Below are 14,567 nucleotides of genomic sequence, written 5' to 3'. Positions count from 1 at the left end.
TTGGGAGGAATACAATGAGCGTTCATATTGAAGCGAAACAAGGGGAGATCGCGGATAAAATTTTGTTACCGGGAGATCCATTACGGGCGAAATTTATCGCGGAGAATTTTTTAGAGTATGCGAAATGCTATAACAATGTGCGAGGCATGTTAGGCTACACTGGGACTTATAAAGGTGAGCGGGTGTCTGTACAAGGTACTGGGATGGGCATGCCGTCTGCTGGTATTTACGCACAAGAATTGATCCAATCTTATGGCGTGAAAAAATTGATTCGCGTGGGAACCTGTGGTGCGTTGTCCAAAGACGTTCACGTTCGTGACTTGATCATTGCTCAAGGTGCTGTAACCAGTTCTTCAATGGTTGAGAAGCATTTTCCTGGCTTCCACTTCGCACCGATTGCTGATTTTGATCTGATGATGAAATCTTATAAAGTAGCGATGGAAAAAGGCTTTACTACTCATGTTGGGAATGTATTGTCAGAAGATACCTTCTATAAAGATGATTTGGCACCAACCTTCAAATTAGCCGAATACGGTGTGCTAGGTGTTGAGATGGAAGCGGCGATCTTATATTACTTAGGCGCAAAATTCCATGTTCAAACCTTAGGTATTATGACCGTTAGCGATCACATGTTGACAGGTGAAGAAACTACTTCAGAAGAACGTCAAAATACCTTTAAAGATATGATGTATGTTGGCTTGGAAACGTTGATTGCAAAATAAGATCTTAATCGCTCTTCATTCGTGAAGGGCGTTTTTTTTGAACCCTAAACCAAATTATCCGAGACTTATCAAGTATAATGCGATCCCTATAATATTATTTATATAATGAACTATCAATGGATACCATAAATTTTTTTTCCATAAATATAGAGCACTTAGCAGTAACCCAAAAATAAAAATTGAAAGGGAGACACCGTGAAAAAGTGAAAAAAGAATCGAGGAAGAAAGTATCAGCATTCCCGTGATCCAAACATTCTTATGTAAAGGAATAAAACAATAACGGAAAATAATTTCTTCTACGAATGGAACAATGGTCACAGATTCAATCAAAGTAATCAATGGTACTTTTTCAATAGGTATACTATTTTGATCCATAGATGAAAATAGAGTATCGTTAATTATCAAAAAAATTAAGCTCAAAATTGTAATAAGAACGATTTGTTTAATTATTATCTTTTTTCTTTGCAAGTTCAAAAATTTTCTAAACAGAAAGAAAAATAGTATAAAAAAGAATAAATTACTGTATTCAAATAAAAAATAATGTTGAGTTGAGACACCTAAAGCGGGTATAAAAAATGTGAAGAGAGTATAAAAGACAACTATTCCTATTTTTAAGCGCATAACATCTTTCTCCTCAGATTTTAAATGTGTTCAGCGTAAATCTTTTGTCCATCTTACTACAGAGCAGTTACATAAAAAAGGGGAAAATTTTTGTAGCTACAATTATATTGTACTAGGCAAAGATGGATAAACAGGTTCCATTCATCTTTTGAGCGGTAAGATAGCTGTATTTCTAAGTTGTTCTGTATAATAGGAGTAATTACTTGTACTTGGAGGAGCATGATGAAAGTAGTAGTACGCAAACGCACAGTCGGCAATATTCCTTTGCTTGAAGTTGTTGCAGAGGATAAAATTTACGAGCCTTTGCCGCTGGTTATTTATTACCATGGCTGGCAAACGGCAAAGGAGTTGGTGTTGACGCAAGGGCGAAAGTTAGCAGCGCAAAATTTTCGAGTATTGCTGCCAGATGCCGCGAATCATGGTGAGCGCAAGACGAAAACTTCGGAGATTCCTTCCCTGACTTTTTGGGATAGCATCCAAACGAATTTATACGAGTTCGGTTTTTTGGTGGATTATTTTGAAAACCTTGGATTAGTAATGGGGAAAATTGGTGTTGGCGGAATTTCAATGGGGGGAATTACTACCTGCATGCTGCTGACTCAGCATCCAGAGATCAATGTAGCTGCCTGTGTAATGGGCTCACCTGCTCCAATCAAGTATCGCGAACGAATTGCTATGCATGCTGGCGAATTAGGATTCTATTTACCGAAGGATTATCGGCAACTGACTTCGTGGTTAGAAGCATATGATTTATCCTTAGCTCCGGAAAAAGTTGCGGGGCGTCCTGTATTCTTTTGGCATGGAACAGAAGATGAAAAGGTGCCTTATCAGCATACCGCTGATTTTATTAAAGCGAATCCGCAAGACAATATTACCTTTGTCAGCGCAGAGGAACGGCACTTTGTTCAGATTGCCACGATGGATCAGATTACGGAATTTTTTGCGGATAACTTAGGTATATCTGAGCGAACTTAGTTCCATTCTGGAAAACTTTGGTTTATGCTTATTGAATAGAAGTGAACAGTAGGAGGAAAGTTAAATGGAGAATTTTGATTTTCATGTAACGACGGATATTCGTTTTGGTAAGGATCGCTTGGCTGAATTGCCGGAAGTATTAAACCAATACGGCAAAAGAGTGTTGATCGTTTATGGTGGAGGCAGCATTAAAAAGATCGGCTTATACGATAAAGTGATGGAGCAGCTGAAGGCGAACGGCAACGAAGTTTTTGAATTAGCCGGTGTAGAACCAAACCCACGAGTAGAAACAGTGCGTCGTGGTGCAGAGATCTGTCGGAAGGAAAAGGTTGACGTGATTTTAGCAGTCGGCGGTGGATCAACGATCGACTGTGCGAAGGTTGTCGCAGCAGCAACGAAATTTGACGGAGATGCATGGGATCTGGTCTTGCAGCGTCGCAAATATCAAGGCGGGGCATTGCCATTAGTGACGATTCTGACCTTAGCGGCAACCGGTAGTGAAATGAACAGCGGGGCGGTTATCTCAAATCTTTCTACCCATCAAAAACTAGGAACTGGAAGCAGAGCGATGTTACCGAAGGTTTCTTTCTTAGATCCGCAAAATACCTTTAGTGTGAACAAGTATCAAACCGCAGCAGGCTCGGCTGATATCATGAGTCACTTAATTGAAAATTATTTCAAACGGACAGAAGGAACGGATGTCCAAGATTCGGTTTCTGAAGGCTTGATGCGTTCGGTAATCAAAAATTGTCCGATTGCGTTGAAATATCCGGATGATTATGATGCACGTGCGAACCTGATGTGGGCAAGTACCTTGGCGTTGAATGGCTTAACGGGCAGTGGTAAATCAGGAGCTTGGTCCTGTCATCCAATGGAACACGAGTTGAGCGCCTTTTACGACATTACTCATGGCGTTGGTCTAGCGATCTTAACACCGCGTTGGATGGAATATGCCTTGAATGATGAAACAGTTGATAAATTTGCGAAATTTGCATGGAATGTTTGGGACGTTGAAGAAAGAGTGCCCATGCTAGCCGCTCGAATTGGTATCCAAAAATTGTATGACTACTTCAAGGCTTGCGGGATTCCAATGACTCTGCCTGAAGTGGGCATTAATGAAGAAAAATTTGATGAAATGGCAAAACAAGCGGTTGATCACAGCATGATCAAGACGGATGCGTATGTGCCAATGGACGAAGAAGCAGTGAAGGAAATCTTTACAGCCTGCTTAACAGAAAGCAGTTTTGAATAATTTCATTAGACTGAAAAACGGCAACTCATGACGAGTCGCCGTTTTTATTTGGCATGATAAAATGTAGAATTCGTGAAAGTGTTTTTCGCAGGATTTCTGTCACTTTAGGATGAGACAGCAGATACGTGATAAAGCCGCTGCCTGCCACTAAGAGAAGTAAATGAAGGACAGGGTTATCTTCAAATTGAGTAAATTCTACTAATGGCGCCACTAGGTAAACGTGAAGTAGGTAAATAGCCAATGTTCGCTGTCCCCAGGCTGTGAAAAAATGCGGCTTATTATTGACGAGAGCCAAAAAGACGAAGATAAAGGCAAAGCCGATTCCGTATAAAAAGACGATCGTCAATAAGTTTTGCAGTAAAGGAACGGGAAAGAACGCGTACGCGCGATCTCGCCATAAAAGCTCTGGTGGTAAATTGTTTTTTGTCCAAAAATAGGCAGTAATTAAGCCAAAAAGAATAATTCCAAGACTGGCTAATTTCCTAAAAGGAATTTTCCGAATTCGGGTAACATGTTCGGATGTCGTATAATAGCCGGCTAAGAAATAGGGGAGAAAGCCCAAGGTTCGTGCCATTGCCATATAGGTTCCGAATTCGGTCAGAAAACCAGAGAAAATCCCGATAATAAAACTTAAAATTAAGATTCTTCGTACTTTTACGAGGTCTGGTAGCAATAAACGCCAGATAAACATACAATATAAATACCAAAGGGTCCAGCCTGGACTTAAGATCATGAACTGATCAATCTTACCGATGGCTAACATGATCAGGGTCAAAATCAAATTTAATAAAAGGTACGGAACAAGAAAGGTTTCCACTGCGGTGGAGCGGCCTTTTTTCAGATTTTTTGAGAAATAACCGGAAATAAAGATAAAAACCGGCATATGGAACAGGTAGATGAAGACGTAGAGAAACTCACCGACCTTGTTATCTAAACGAAAATATTCCAATGCGTGTCCTAAGACCACGAGCAAAATCAGGATGCCACGAATATTGTCGTAAAGGTATTCGCGATTAGTTTTTGTGATTGTGGACACCTCCTTCAGATTCCGTTATGCTTAAGAAGCAGACTGCAATAGTCCACCGTGTCTATTGTAGCATGAAAAGTCGGATTCTATGCGATTATGTGGGAATTATTTGGAGGATATAGCGATGCGCTATTCAGCAAAATTTGTAAAAAATGTTTTTAAAGTCATTAATATGAAAAAGCTCGTGGGAGCAACAATGGTTGATCCGCCGAAGCGTCGGCGATTGATTAGTCGTCAACTTTCGCAAACAGATATTCCGCAAAAGGTTGTAGAAGTGGATGGGCACCAGATGATCACGTTATTTCCAGCCCATCCTACAAGACGTCACGTATTTTACTTGCATGGTGGCGGATATGCGTTGGAAGCTTCGCCGTTTCATAAAGAAATTCAAGAGCGTTTCGTCAAACGCTATAATTTAAAGGTTAGTTATTTCGATTATCCTTTAGCGCCAGAAAACACGGCGGAAAAGACAGTGCCGTTAACAGAGATGGCCTTTCGCCAATTAGCGTATTTGTATCCAGATGATTGTTTTTTCCTATTCGGTGATTCGGCTGGTGGCGGTTTGGCTATGAGTCTAGCGCAGCATTTACGAAATATTGAGCTGCCGAAGCGACCAAAGAAAATCGCCTTGGCATCCCCGTGGCTGGACGCGTCTTTAAGCGATCCACGTTCTCAGGAGTTGCAGAAAAAGGATGTTTTATTGGAAAAGGATTTACTGGCAGAAGCTGGGGAAAACTATGCAGGAGAATTATCATTAACTGATCCAATGGTTTCACCGATCTATGGAAATTTTGATCAGCTAGGAAAGTTGCTAGTAGTAGCTGGCACGGATGAAATCTTATATCCAGATGTACTGCGTCTGCAAGATCGAATCAAACGCAGTACAGGAACCACGATGCGTTTGGAGGTCGTGGAAGGGATGATGCATGATTTCGTCGTTTATCCGTTAAAAGAATCACTTCCCTATGTTGATCAAATCGGTGAGTTTTATCAATAAGCATTTAACGAAGCAATTCTAGATTATAAAGGAGGGGAAGGATGGCACAAAAAACAAAGCAACGTGCCCCGTGGCAGCAAAAAGTGATCCAAGTGGCGCCAGCTATCGGTCTGGCTGCGTTTATTCTTATATTAATCTATATTAGACATTCTGGTATGTTCAGTTCAGTGGCAGATTTGCAGCGTTTTATCAAAAACTTTGGGAATTTTGCGATTACCGCTTTTATCGTCGTGCAGGCGATCCAGCCAATCATTCCCTTTCTACCGGGTGGATTTGCGACGATTGTAGGAATGCTGATGTTTGGCAATATTCCAGGTATTTTGTATAGTTATATTGGGCTAGTGATTGGAGAAATCGGCTTGTTCTTATTGGTTCGTCGTTTTGGTCCACGCTTTGCCCAGCTGGTATTGTCTGAAAAAAATTTTGAGAAATTTGAAACGACTTTGCAGGATCATACTCAAGACATCAAAAAACTCTTGATCGTTTGCTTCATCTTTCCCTTCTTACCAGACGATCTAACCTGTCTGGTTGCGGGAATGACGGATCTGACTTTTCGCGAGTATTTGAAGATCGTCTTGATTTTTAAGATTTGGTCGGTAGCTACTTATGGGTATTTCTGCCTATTCGTTTTAAATAAAACATTCGCTGGTCTTTAAAAAAAGAATAGAAAAAATAAGGAACTGATTTGGTCGAATCAGTTCCTTCATTTTTCGCTTGTGAGAGGTCAGTTGCGAGAGCCAATCTGCATGTTTAAGACAAAAGGAAACGTGTCTTCGGACGAAGGTCTTTTAATTTTTTTCACTTAAAAAAAATTACTGTAACCACGAATAAGGGGGAAATAACATGATTCGTTATGGCATTTTAAGTACAGCCCAAGTTGTGCCGCGTTTTGTAGCAGGGGTGAAGGAAAGTCAAGGAGGAACGGTCACTGCGATTGCTTCTCGCGGGATCGAAAAAGCGCAAAAAATGGCACAGGAATTAGCAATTCCACAAGCATTCGGCAGCTACGAAGCGCTCTGTCAAAGCGACGATGTCGATATCGTCTATGTGGCTGTTTACAATAAAGGACATTACGATGCTGCCAAGCTGGCCTTGTTGAATAATAAGCACGTCTTATTGGAAAAGCCCTTTACTATGACTCTTGCACAGGCGGAGGAATTATTTGCATTAGCGGAAGAACGCAACTTGTTTCTGATGGAAGCGCAAAAGGCACTTTTTCTACCAATTACGAAACAAATTCAGCAAGTGATTCAATCAGGAAAAATTGGGGCTCTTCGCTGGCTAGATTCTGTAACAGCGTATCCTAATATTGATCACATTTCTTGGTTCCGTGATTTGAGTGCGGGCGGCGGTGTTCTTCGAGGAGCCGGAACGTATCCATTAGAGTATATGCAGCATTTATTGAATGCTTCTCCAGAAGAGTTCAAAGGAACGTTAACTTTTCCAGCGGGCCAATCGGATGCTCAAGCACAGGTGACTCTTAATTTTCCGAACGGCGTGATCGGTACGATCTTTTTGACCGTTGATCTGGATTTGTCAAAGCGGATGATTATTTATGGAGAGAAGGGAAAGATTATCGTCCCTGATTTTTGGAAGACAGATACGGCTGAAATTTATTATGCAGATGGGCAAAAGGAAACACTCCACAGCAATCAACAGAGTGAGTTTGTTTTTGAAGTCGATCATGTGAATGCCTGTCTAGAGCAAGGACGTTTAGAAAGTCCAATTGTTACCAAAGAATTAACCTTGAAAACCGTAGAAATCACGGAAACAATTTATAAGAACTACCAAAAATGATTGTCAAAGACTAAGCGGATGTGCTATAGTTTGTCTCATGCGACGAGTCGAGTGGATCTGAAAGATTGATCCTTCGATACCAGAGGCACACGACGTAAGTCACCTGTCGGATTTCAGGGTGTCGGAAAGAAGCTTAGTGGACGAAGAACCTTTCTATCAAATTTTGATACTGGTCAAAAAACTCTTAGAATTTATGTTCTAGGAGTTTTTTTTTGTATGTTCGATTAAGTTGAAAAAGTACTTGACCTTTACGTTACGTTAAGGTGTAAGCTATTTTTGTCAGGAGGTGCAGGATGAATTATACAGTCAAACAAATGGCGGAAATCTCAGGTGTTAGTGCACGGACACTGCGATTTTATGATGAGCGCGCATTATTAAAACCGGCTTTCTTAAGTGAGGCAGGCTACCGCATGTATACTGAAAAAGAAATTGATCGGCTGCAGCAGATCCTTTTGTATCGCTCAATGGGCATTCCTTTAAAAACGATCAAAGAATTAGTGGACCGACCTGACGAAAAAATCGAGGACACATTGATTCAGCAAAAGATTCAATTAGAGCAGAAGCGTCAAGAATTGGATCAGCTGCTGGAAACAATTGATAAGACCTTGCGTTACTATAAGGGAGAATTAAAAATGACAAATAAAGAAAAATTTGACGCTTTCAAACGAGAAAAAATCGTAGAAAATGAAGCGAACTATGGATCAGAAATCCGTGAAAAGTATGGTGAAGACGCAGTCGAAGCGTCGAATCAAAAATGGCAGAACATGAGGGAAGCCGACTATCAAAAAATGCAGGCAGTAGAGGCCGAGTTAATAGAAAAGTTGCGTCACTATTTAACGGATGAAACGCCTTCGTTGGCAGAAGCGATTTATCAGCTGCATAAAGAGTGGATCAGTTTCAGTTGGGGGAAATACTCTGGTGAAGCTCATAAAGGTCTAAGCGAGATGTATTTGGCTGATGAACGCTTCACTCAGTATTACGATGAAAAAAGTGGTCCAGGTGCGACGGAAGCCTTGGTTCAGATTATTCAAAAATATGCGTAAATAAGTAAATGAAAAGGGGAAGAAGACCGCTAATGTTGTCTTCTTCCCCTTTTCATCTTCCCATTGTATCGGTAGAATGAGGGGATAAAAGCAATTATCCTTGAAGTCGTTTGCCGATAAGGGATTTTCTAATCGGTTTATATTGTTGGAAAAATGAATAATTAAGTGTAAAAGGAAGGGGAAATGATTGGTGAGAACAGTTTTAGCAAATAAGGAAATGAAGGCAATCGAGAAAAGGAAAGCTATTATCGAAATGATAGCGGCGAATGATTTAACAGTAAAAGAACTAGAGGCAGAGAGTGTTGCTTTGGATAGTAAGCAGCAAGGAATACTCTTTGAAGCGATAGAAGCAATGACTAAGGAGGACCCGGCAAGATTTGATTCGAGTATTGTAGAATTCATGAACGCGTATCTTTCAAGTGAATCGAATTCGATTAAGAGAGAGACCTCAAGGATTATTGGGAATGTAGCAGTTGCTTATCCCAATGAATTAGAAAGAAGTATTGAACGATTAATCCAGAATACTACGAATCCTGGGACGGTTGTTCGCTGGGGGAGTGCTTACGCGTTAAGTCGTATTTTGTTGCTTCCTAATTATGTGAACACTACGCTTTATGAGACGTTAAGAGAGCTCAGTGATCGTGAAGAAGAGAATGGTGTGAAAAAGCAATATTTAAATGCTTTGAAAAAGGCGGATAAAAAGCGCAAATAAAAAATAGAAACAACATAGGTTGGAGGGTGCATTCTTGCGAGAGAATGCTCTTTTTTAGTTTAATCACATTACGCATACGATTTTACTGATCTACTAAAAAGTAGGAAGTGGAACTCGCAGCTAACTCGTATTAAAGGGATAAACTTTTTCAAAAAGCGAAAAAGTTTAGTTGATGCTCGTACGCCTACCATTTTACTAATCTACTAAAGTAGAAAGTAAAACTGGCAACTAACTCGTATTAAAGGATAAACTTTTTCAAAAAGCGAAAAAGTTTAGTTGATTCTCGTCACGCCTACGATTCTACTAACCTACTAAAGTAGGAAGTAGAACTCGCAAAGACGATCGAATATGTCGGTCGATCGTCTTTGATTGTTCGTTTTATTTTAGGAAAGAGAAACGAACTGTGGTCAGTATAGCACTGAAATAATTATTTTGCATGGCGGTGTCTTGGGAATGTCGCTTTGCAAAGATGAGAACTTTCTCAAAAAAGGCTAAAAGTCAAATTTATGTTTGGAAAGTGTTCATCATTTTGTTTTGTTTGCAGCAGTTTGTCTTTTCCATCATGATCTTGCGGACCATTGCTTGAACATTTTTCAGATCTTCGTATTTGTCTTTGCATTCGATAAACAGGATAGGTTTGTTTTGGCTGTTCTTAATTGGGAAAAATCTATTGGTGCTAATAATTAAATCAACAGATTCATCTGCTAGTAAAAAGCGATTAGGATCGACAAAGTTTAGTTTGACTAATCCTTTCGTACTTTTCATAAAGAATTTTTTTAACCAAATGGAATTAAATTCCCCTTTTGAATCATCGATAAAAATCGATAATTCGCATTCTGTCATAAATTCATTGGCAAGACTCAACGCAGCGTAAAGAAAAAGGGCATAGTCAAGCTGTGAGTAGATCAGGGCATTTCGGGGACAAATGTTTTCGAACCGAACTCTGAGATTTTCTTGAACGATCGCCATATCCTCAGGATACAAATTGTAATGCTCACCAATAGGTACATAGTTGTAAAAACTTTTGAACAACAACCGCGTGTGAATCACGTAAAGTTCTTTTTCCAGTTCATCATAGTCAAAGGTGAACTGATTAAAAAGCAGTCCAATATTTTGGAAGAAGAACTGGTTAGCTTGATAAATATTCGAATCAATCTCTTTATGATAGTTCTTTAGTTCACGGAAAAAGGCTGCATTGCGATAAAAAACCATTTTTGATTGTAGAAATAGCAGCATAAAGTAAAGTTCGTCTTTAAAATTCGCGTAGGCGGAGACGTTTTCTTCCGTAATAAAATGAAAATGCTGAACGAATTTATTTCCAATTAAAATGGATTCAACCGGCAATTCATTGTTTTCAATCTTGTGATTGGATAAATAGCGGATCAACGTAATATCCACTAAGTAATCGTATTGAATCTTGGTGATGGGGTCAATTTGATCCGAAAGTAAAAAACTAAGCTTCTCAAAAATAAAATTTTTTTCGGTCGAGTTTTCAATGTTGAAGGGATGACCATAGCCGCCATATAACTGCCAAAAGAAGCTTAAAAAGAATAATCGAATCGTTGGCTCCAACCCTGTTAATACGATTTCGCCGTTTCTAATATGAAGCTCAATAGTGGCTTCTTTGAGAAAATCCCTTACTTCGTACACATCTTTTTTCAAGGTAGAATAACTCAGATTGTATTTGTCTGTCAGTGAGTCCATCGTATTGTCATCATTTAGCAATAATCCTTCAAGTAAGTCGATCTTGATCGAGATGTGATAGATTGCTAAGCACAATTCCTTATTTTCTGAGTAATGTTGCGGAATGATTTGGTAATTTCGTTCCGAGATGATAAGCGGAGCAGCGTCGGTACGTTCCTTGACTTCGTTAGATAGGGCAGCTAGCCGCTCTAAATATTTTACGGTTGTTCGTTTCTCAAACCCAATCTGTTCTGAAATGTCATTGATATCGTGAAAACCAGGATGTTCCTTCAGATAAGTAAAAATAGAGAATAATGCCTGACTCTCAAAATCTAATAGTAGATCGATGCTCATGAATTAACACTCCTTCAATGCATAAGTATAATCTGCAATGATTAAAGGAAGGGTAAGCACGATGTGAAAGTTGATTTAAAGATACCTGCGAGGATTCTTTTTTGCAGCCGCTTTCTTTGTGAGGACTATCATTTGATACGCAAAAACGCGGGTTGCGTTCTAAAAATTTGCGTTCATTTTTTACATAATTTGAACCTTGTGCTTTTTTTCTCAAAAAGTCCTTTTTATTTCCTTCGACAGTAAAAGCAAGGGGTGATCAGTACGGGGTTTCTACCATAATAATGTCAGAATGATTTTTAATATTTGTTCTAATTTGCTGTTCTCTCGTGGTTTGACTTTGTTTTCGTAAAGTCTATGATGATGGCTGTAGTTCGAAACGTGCGCACTTCGATTGCAATGAATTTAAAGGATGTGTCACAAATGAATAACGAAGAGAAGAGCACTTCGATAACTGAGCATAATCAGCTCACGGGTGTTCAACTATTCTCAATGACCACTTCAATGGTCATGACAGTCTACGGCTTTGCGGCTTTCGCTAAACAAGGACCGACCGCGTTGTTTTTCCTATTTTTAGCAGGTATTTTATGGTTCATTCCCGTCACTCGTTCGGCTGGTGAAATGGCGTCAGTCGATGGTTGGAGTAAAGGCGGAATCTTTACTTGGGGTCGTCACATGTTAGGCGAACGTCTAGGTTGGTCGGCTTTATTTTATCAATGGATTCATATCACTGTTGGTATGTGTACCATGATGTATTTCATCATTGGCTGTTTATCGATCACCTTCAATGTTCCAGTGATTAATACAAACCCATTGTTCAAATTCATCATTATGATGGTCATCTTGTGGGGCTTAATCTTCGCACAACAACGAGGAACAAAAATCACAGGGAAAATTGCCCAATGGAGTTTTACAATTGGTGTCATCATTCCAGTCTTTCTATTGTTGTTCTTAACAATTACTTATTTGGTTAAAGGGAATCCGATGTTGATTAAAATCAATCCGCATACGATTTTGCCATCAAGCTGGAGCGGCAATGTGTTAGTCGGATTTGTGCCATTTATTCTAGCCTTTGCCGGTGCTGAAGGTTCAGCCACTCACGTTAAAGACTTAAAGAAACCATCTATTTATCCAAAAGTTATGATGGCTTTAGCGATTTGTGCGATTGCTTCAGATATTATCGGAACGATCTCAATCGGCGCAACGATTCCAAATGCCAAAATTCAATTAAGTACAGGAATCGTTTATGCCTATGGTGCGTTAGTTCAGCAATTTCCATGGGTGAATGTTGTCTTTATTGAACGTCTAATTGGTCTGCTGTTAGCTATTGGGATCATTGGTGAAATCAGCAGCTGGGTTGTAGGTCCAAATGCTGGGATGTATGAAGCCGCAAAAGAGGGCTATTTACCTGAACGTTTCGCTAAAACCAATAATTATGGGGTTGAAACCAATGTCATGATTCTGCAAGGGATCATTGTATCGATCATGGCTGCATTATTAACCTTTGGTGCTGGGGGAGACAAATCAAACCTTTCATTCCAAACAGCGATGAGTTTGACGGTAGCACTGTATACCTTAATGTATATGCTGATGTTCGTTACTTATTTGATCTTAGTGTTCAAACACGATGACCTAAATCGGACATTCCGTGCGGCAAAATCAAAAGTAATGCGTGTCATCATGGGTATTCTAGGTTTTGTATTATCGGCTTTCGGTTTTATCGTAACCTTCTTCCCGCCCGCTGCTTATACAGCACAACAAAAGCATACGTATATGACATTGTTATTAACCGCGTTTATTATCGTTTTCTTCATTCCATTCATCATGTATCTATTCCATGGGAATTGGACACTGCATCATCATGATAAAACAGGAAGCGATTTGCACCACCAAGCACACTAGAAAAAATACGAAAAAGGATTTCAGTTCCGCTTTTTGCAGTTTATCTAGGTAACAAGAAAATAATAAGGAGATCTTTTAAATGCATACAGATTATTTAGAAAGTTCATTTTTAGGAAGTAAAGAGGCTGCCCGCAGCATGCCTAAAGAAGTATTACCTTATGAGGGAATGAACCCCGACACAGCCGAGACGCTCGTCAATCATATTCGGTTGAATGAAGCGAAAGCAGATCAAAATTTGGCTACATTCTGTACCACTCAAATGGAACCACAAGCAGATCGTTTGATGCTTGGTTCACTTGAAACGAATGCGATTGACAAATCAGAATATCCAAAAACTACTGCGATGGAAAATTATACAATCAGTATGATTGCTCATCTATGGAATATCGGTGAAGGCAAAAAATTGTTCCAAGACTTCATCGGAACGTCAACAGTAGGTTCTTCTGAAGGGTGTATGCTAGGCGGTCTGGCTTTATTGCATAGCTGGAAACATCGGGCAAAAGCAGCTGGACTAGATGTCGACAACTTACATGAACACAAACCCAACTTAGTTATCATGTCGGCTTTCCAAGTTGTATGGGAAAAATTCTGTACGTACTGGAACGTCGAGATGCGGGAAGTTCCAATGGATGAAACCCATATGTCATTAAACACTGACACCGTCATGGATTATGTAGACGAAAATACCATTGGTATCGTAGGTATCCAAGGGATTACTTACACTGGCCGCGTAGATGATATTCAAAAACTAGATGAACTTGTTTCGGAATACAATAAAACGGCAAAATTACCAATTAAGATCCATGTCGACGCAGCATTTGGCGGCTTCTTTGCACCATTTGTTGATGGGTTCAAACCATGGGACTTCCGTTTGAAAAATGTAGCATCAATCAATGTTTCAGGGCATAAATACGGGATGGTCTATCCTGGGATTGGCTGGATTGTTTGGCGCGAAAATACGGAAGAATATTTACCAGCAGAAATGCGGTTCTCAGTTCCTTATCTTGGCAGCAGCGTAGATTCAATTGCTATCAACTTCTCCCATAGCGGGGCACATATCGTGGCGCAATATTACAACATGATTCGTTTCGGTCGGGAAGGATTTACGGCGATTATGAACAATGTTCGCAGCGTGTCACAACGAATTAACCAAGAATTGAAGGACTTAGGTATTTTTGAAATCATCAATGATGGTTCACAATTACCTATTAACTGCTGGAAGATCGCAGATAATGTTGAATTAACTTGGAATCTTTATGATTTAGAGGACAAGCTAAAAGAATACGGGTGGCAAGTACCTGCTTACCCACTTCCTGTAAATCTTGATGATGTAACCATCAGTCGGATTGTCGTTCGCCCATCCATGACAATGGCCATTTGTGATGATTTTATTGATGATTTAACTCGAGCAATTGACGATTTAAATCGTAATCATTTGATTCATCACGCATCTTAACATATAATAGCATCTGTTATTGAAGCCCT

At 39.7% G+C, this 14,567-nt stretch carries 13 protein-coding genes; 10 read left to right on the top strand and 3 right to left on the bottom strand.

The window, feature by feature from the left end; translation table 11 throughout:
• Positions 1-14: 14 nt before the first annotated feature.
• Positions 15-722, top strand: coding sequence for a purine-nucleoside phosphorylase (gene deoD, locus IGI44_RS15015; protein ID WP_438788558.1), 708 nt, complete (start codon positions 15-17; stop codon positions 720-722).
• Between the two features lie 54 nt (positions 723-776).
• Here deoD and IGI44_RS15010 read toward each other — a convergent pair whose 3' ends face one another.
• Entirely contained in the window at positions 777-1,097 is a 321-nt protein-coding gene (locus tag IGI44_RS15010) for a lysostaphin resistance A-like protein (RefSeq protein ID WP_438789007.1), read from the bottom strand.
• A 468-nt stretch (positions 1,098-1,565) separates the two neighbouring features.
• On the opposite strand from IGI44_RS15010, the gene IGI44_RS15005 reads away from it, so the two are divergent.
• Both IGI44_RS15005 and IGI44_RS15000 read left to right on the top strand, forming a co-directional pair.
• Entirely contained in the window at positions 1,566-2,318 is a 753-nt protein-coding gene (locus tag IGI44_RS15005; protein ID WP_438788557.1) for an alpha/beta fold hydrolase, read from the top strand.
• A gap of 64 nt (positions 2,319-2,382) precedes the next feature.
• The gene (locus tag IGI44_RS15000; RefSeq protein WP_438788556.1) at positions 2,383-3,570 is read left to right on the top strand and encodes an iron-containing alcohol dehydrogenase; all 1,188 of its coding nucleotides are present in this window, start codon (positions 2,383-2,385) and stop codon (positions 3,568-3,570) included.
• Between the two features lie 25 nt (positions 3,571-3,595).
• Here IGI44_RS15000 and IGI44_RS14995 read toward each other — a convergent pair whose 3' ends face one another.
• Positions 3,596-4,606: an acyltransferase family protein gene (locus tag IGI44_RS14995; protein WP_438788554.1), complete on the bottom strand. Its 1,011-nt coding sequence runs from the start codon at positions 4,604-4,606 to the stop codon at positions 3,596-3,598.
• A gap of 115 nt (positions 4,607-4,721) precedes the next feature.
• Between IGI44_RS14995 and IGI44_RS14990 the strand changes: the two genes are divergently transcribed.
• The 5 genes from IGI44_RS14990 (at position 4,722) to IGI44_RS14970 (ending at position 9,146) form a co-directional block, all read left to right on the top strand.
• Entirely contained in the window at positions 4,722-5,594 is an 873-nt protein-coding gene (locus IGI44_RS14990; protein WP_438788552.1) for an alpha/beta hydrolase fold domain-containing protein, read from the top strand.
• Between the two features lie 41 nt (positions 5,595-5,635).
• Positions 5,636-6,250 (top strand): TVP38/TMEM64 family protein, encoded by a 615-nt coding sequence (locus IGI44_RS14985; protein WP_438788551.1) that lies wholly within the window; start codon positions 5,636-5,638, stop codon positions 6,248-6,250.
• A 187-nt stretch (positions 6,251-6,437) separates the two neighbouring features.
• A complete protein-coding gene (locus IGI44_RS14980) occupies positions 6,438-7,391 on the top strand; it encodes a Gfo/Idh/MocA family protein (RefSeq protein WP_438788549.1) in 954 nt (317 codons plus the stop codon).
• Between the two features lie 293 nt (positions 7,392-7,684).
• Positions 7,685-8,434, top strand: coding sequence for a MerR family transcriptional regulator (locus tag IGI44_RS14975; protein ID WP_438788548.1), 750 nt, complete (start codon positions 7,685-7,687; stop codon positions 8,432-8,434).
• 190 nt (positions 8,435-8,624) lie between these two features.
• On the top strand, positions 8,625-9,146 hold the full coding sequence (locus IGI44_RS14970) for a hypothetical protein (protein WP_438788547.1): 522 nt from the start codon (positions 8,625-8,627) through the stop codon (positions 9,144-9,146).
• A gap of 504 nt (positions 9,147-9,650) precedes the next feature.
• Here IGI44_RS14970 and IGI44_RS14965 read toward each other — a convergent pair.
• Complete coding sequence (locus IGI44_RS14965) at positions 9,651-11,183, bottom strand: helix-turn-helix domain-containing protein (RefSeq protein WP_438788546.1); 1,533 nt, start codon at positions 11,181-11,183, stop codon at positions 9,651-9,653.
• A gap of 420 nt (positions 11,184-11,603) precedes the next feature.
• On the opposite strand from IGI44_RS14965, the gene IGI44_RS14960 reads away from it, so the two are divergent.
• The gene (locus tag IGI44_RS14960; RefSeq protein WP_438788545.1) at positions 11,604-13,082 is read left to right on the top strand and encodes an amino acid permease; all 1,479 of its coding nucleotides are present in this window, start codon (positions 11,604-11,606) and stop codon (positions 13,080-13,082) included.
• Between the two features lie 79 nt (positions 13,083-13,161).
• Complete coding sequence (locus IGI44_RS14955; RefSeq protein WP_438788543.1) at positions 13,162-14,538, top strand: glutamate decarboxylase; 1,377 nt, start codon at positions 13,162-13,164, stop codon at positions 14,536-14,538.
• Positions 14,539-14,567 lie beyond the last annotated feature (29 nt).

The organism is Enterococcus sp. DIV0756 (assembly GCF_051710745.1).
In the GTDB taxonomy this organism is placed as follows: Bacteria; Bacillota; Bacilli; order Lactobacillales; family Enterococcaceae; genus Enterococcus_A.
This window is presented reverse-complemented; position numbering and strand designations above follow the sequence as displayed.

Coding starts and splice junctions, on each gene's coding strand:
- IGI44_RS15000 (WP_438788556.1), top strand. CDS start 2,383: ATGGAGAATTTTGATTTTCATGTAACGACGGATATTCGTTTTGGTAAG.
- deoD (WP_438788558.1), top strand. CDS start 15: ATGAGCGTTCATATTGAAGCGAAACAAGGGGAGATCGCGGATAAAATT.
- IGI44_RS14965 (WP_438788546.1), bottom strand. CDS start 11,183: ATGAGCATCGATCTACTATTAGATTTTGAGAGTCAGGCATTATTCTCT.
- IGI44_RS14960 (WP_438788545.1), top strand. CDS start 11,604: ATGAATAACGAAGAGAAGAGCACTTCGATAACTGAGCATAATCAGCTC.
- IGI44_RS14990 (WP_438788552.1), top strand. CDS start 4,722: ATGCGCTATTCAGCAAAATTTGTAAAAAATGTTTTTAAAGTCATTAAT.
- IGI44_RS14985 (WP_438788551.1), top strand. CDS start 5,636: ATGGCACAAAAAACAAAGCAACGTGCCCCGTGGCAGCAAAAAGTGATC.
- IGI44_RS15005 (WP_438788557.1), top strand. CDS start 1,566: ATGAAAGTAGTAGTACGCAAACGCACAGTCGGCAATATTCCTTTGCTT.
- IGI44_RS14980 (WP_438788549.1), top strand. CDS start 6,438: ATGATTCGTTATGGCATTTTAAGTACAGCCCAAGTTGTGCCGCGTTTT.
- IGI44_RS14975 (WP_438788548.1), top strand. CDS start 7,685: ATGAATTATACAGTCAAACAAATGGCGGAAATCTCAGGTGTTAGTGCA.
- IGI44_RS15010 (WP_438789007.1), bottom strand. CDS start 1,097: ATGGATCAAAATAGTATACCTATTGAAAAAGTACCATTGATTACTTTG.
- IGI44_RS14955 (WP_438788543.1), top strand. CDS start 13,162: ATGCATACAGATTATTTAGAAAGTTCATTTTTAGGAAGTAAAGAGGCT.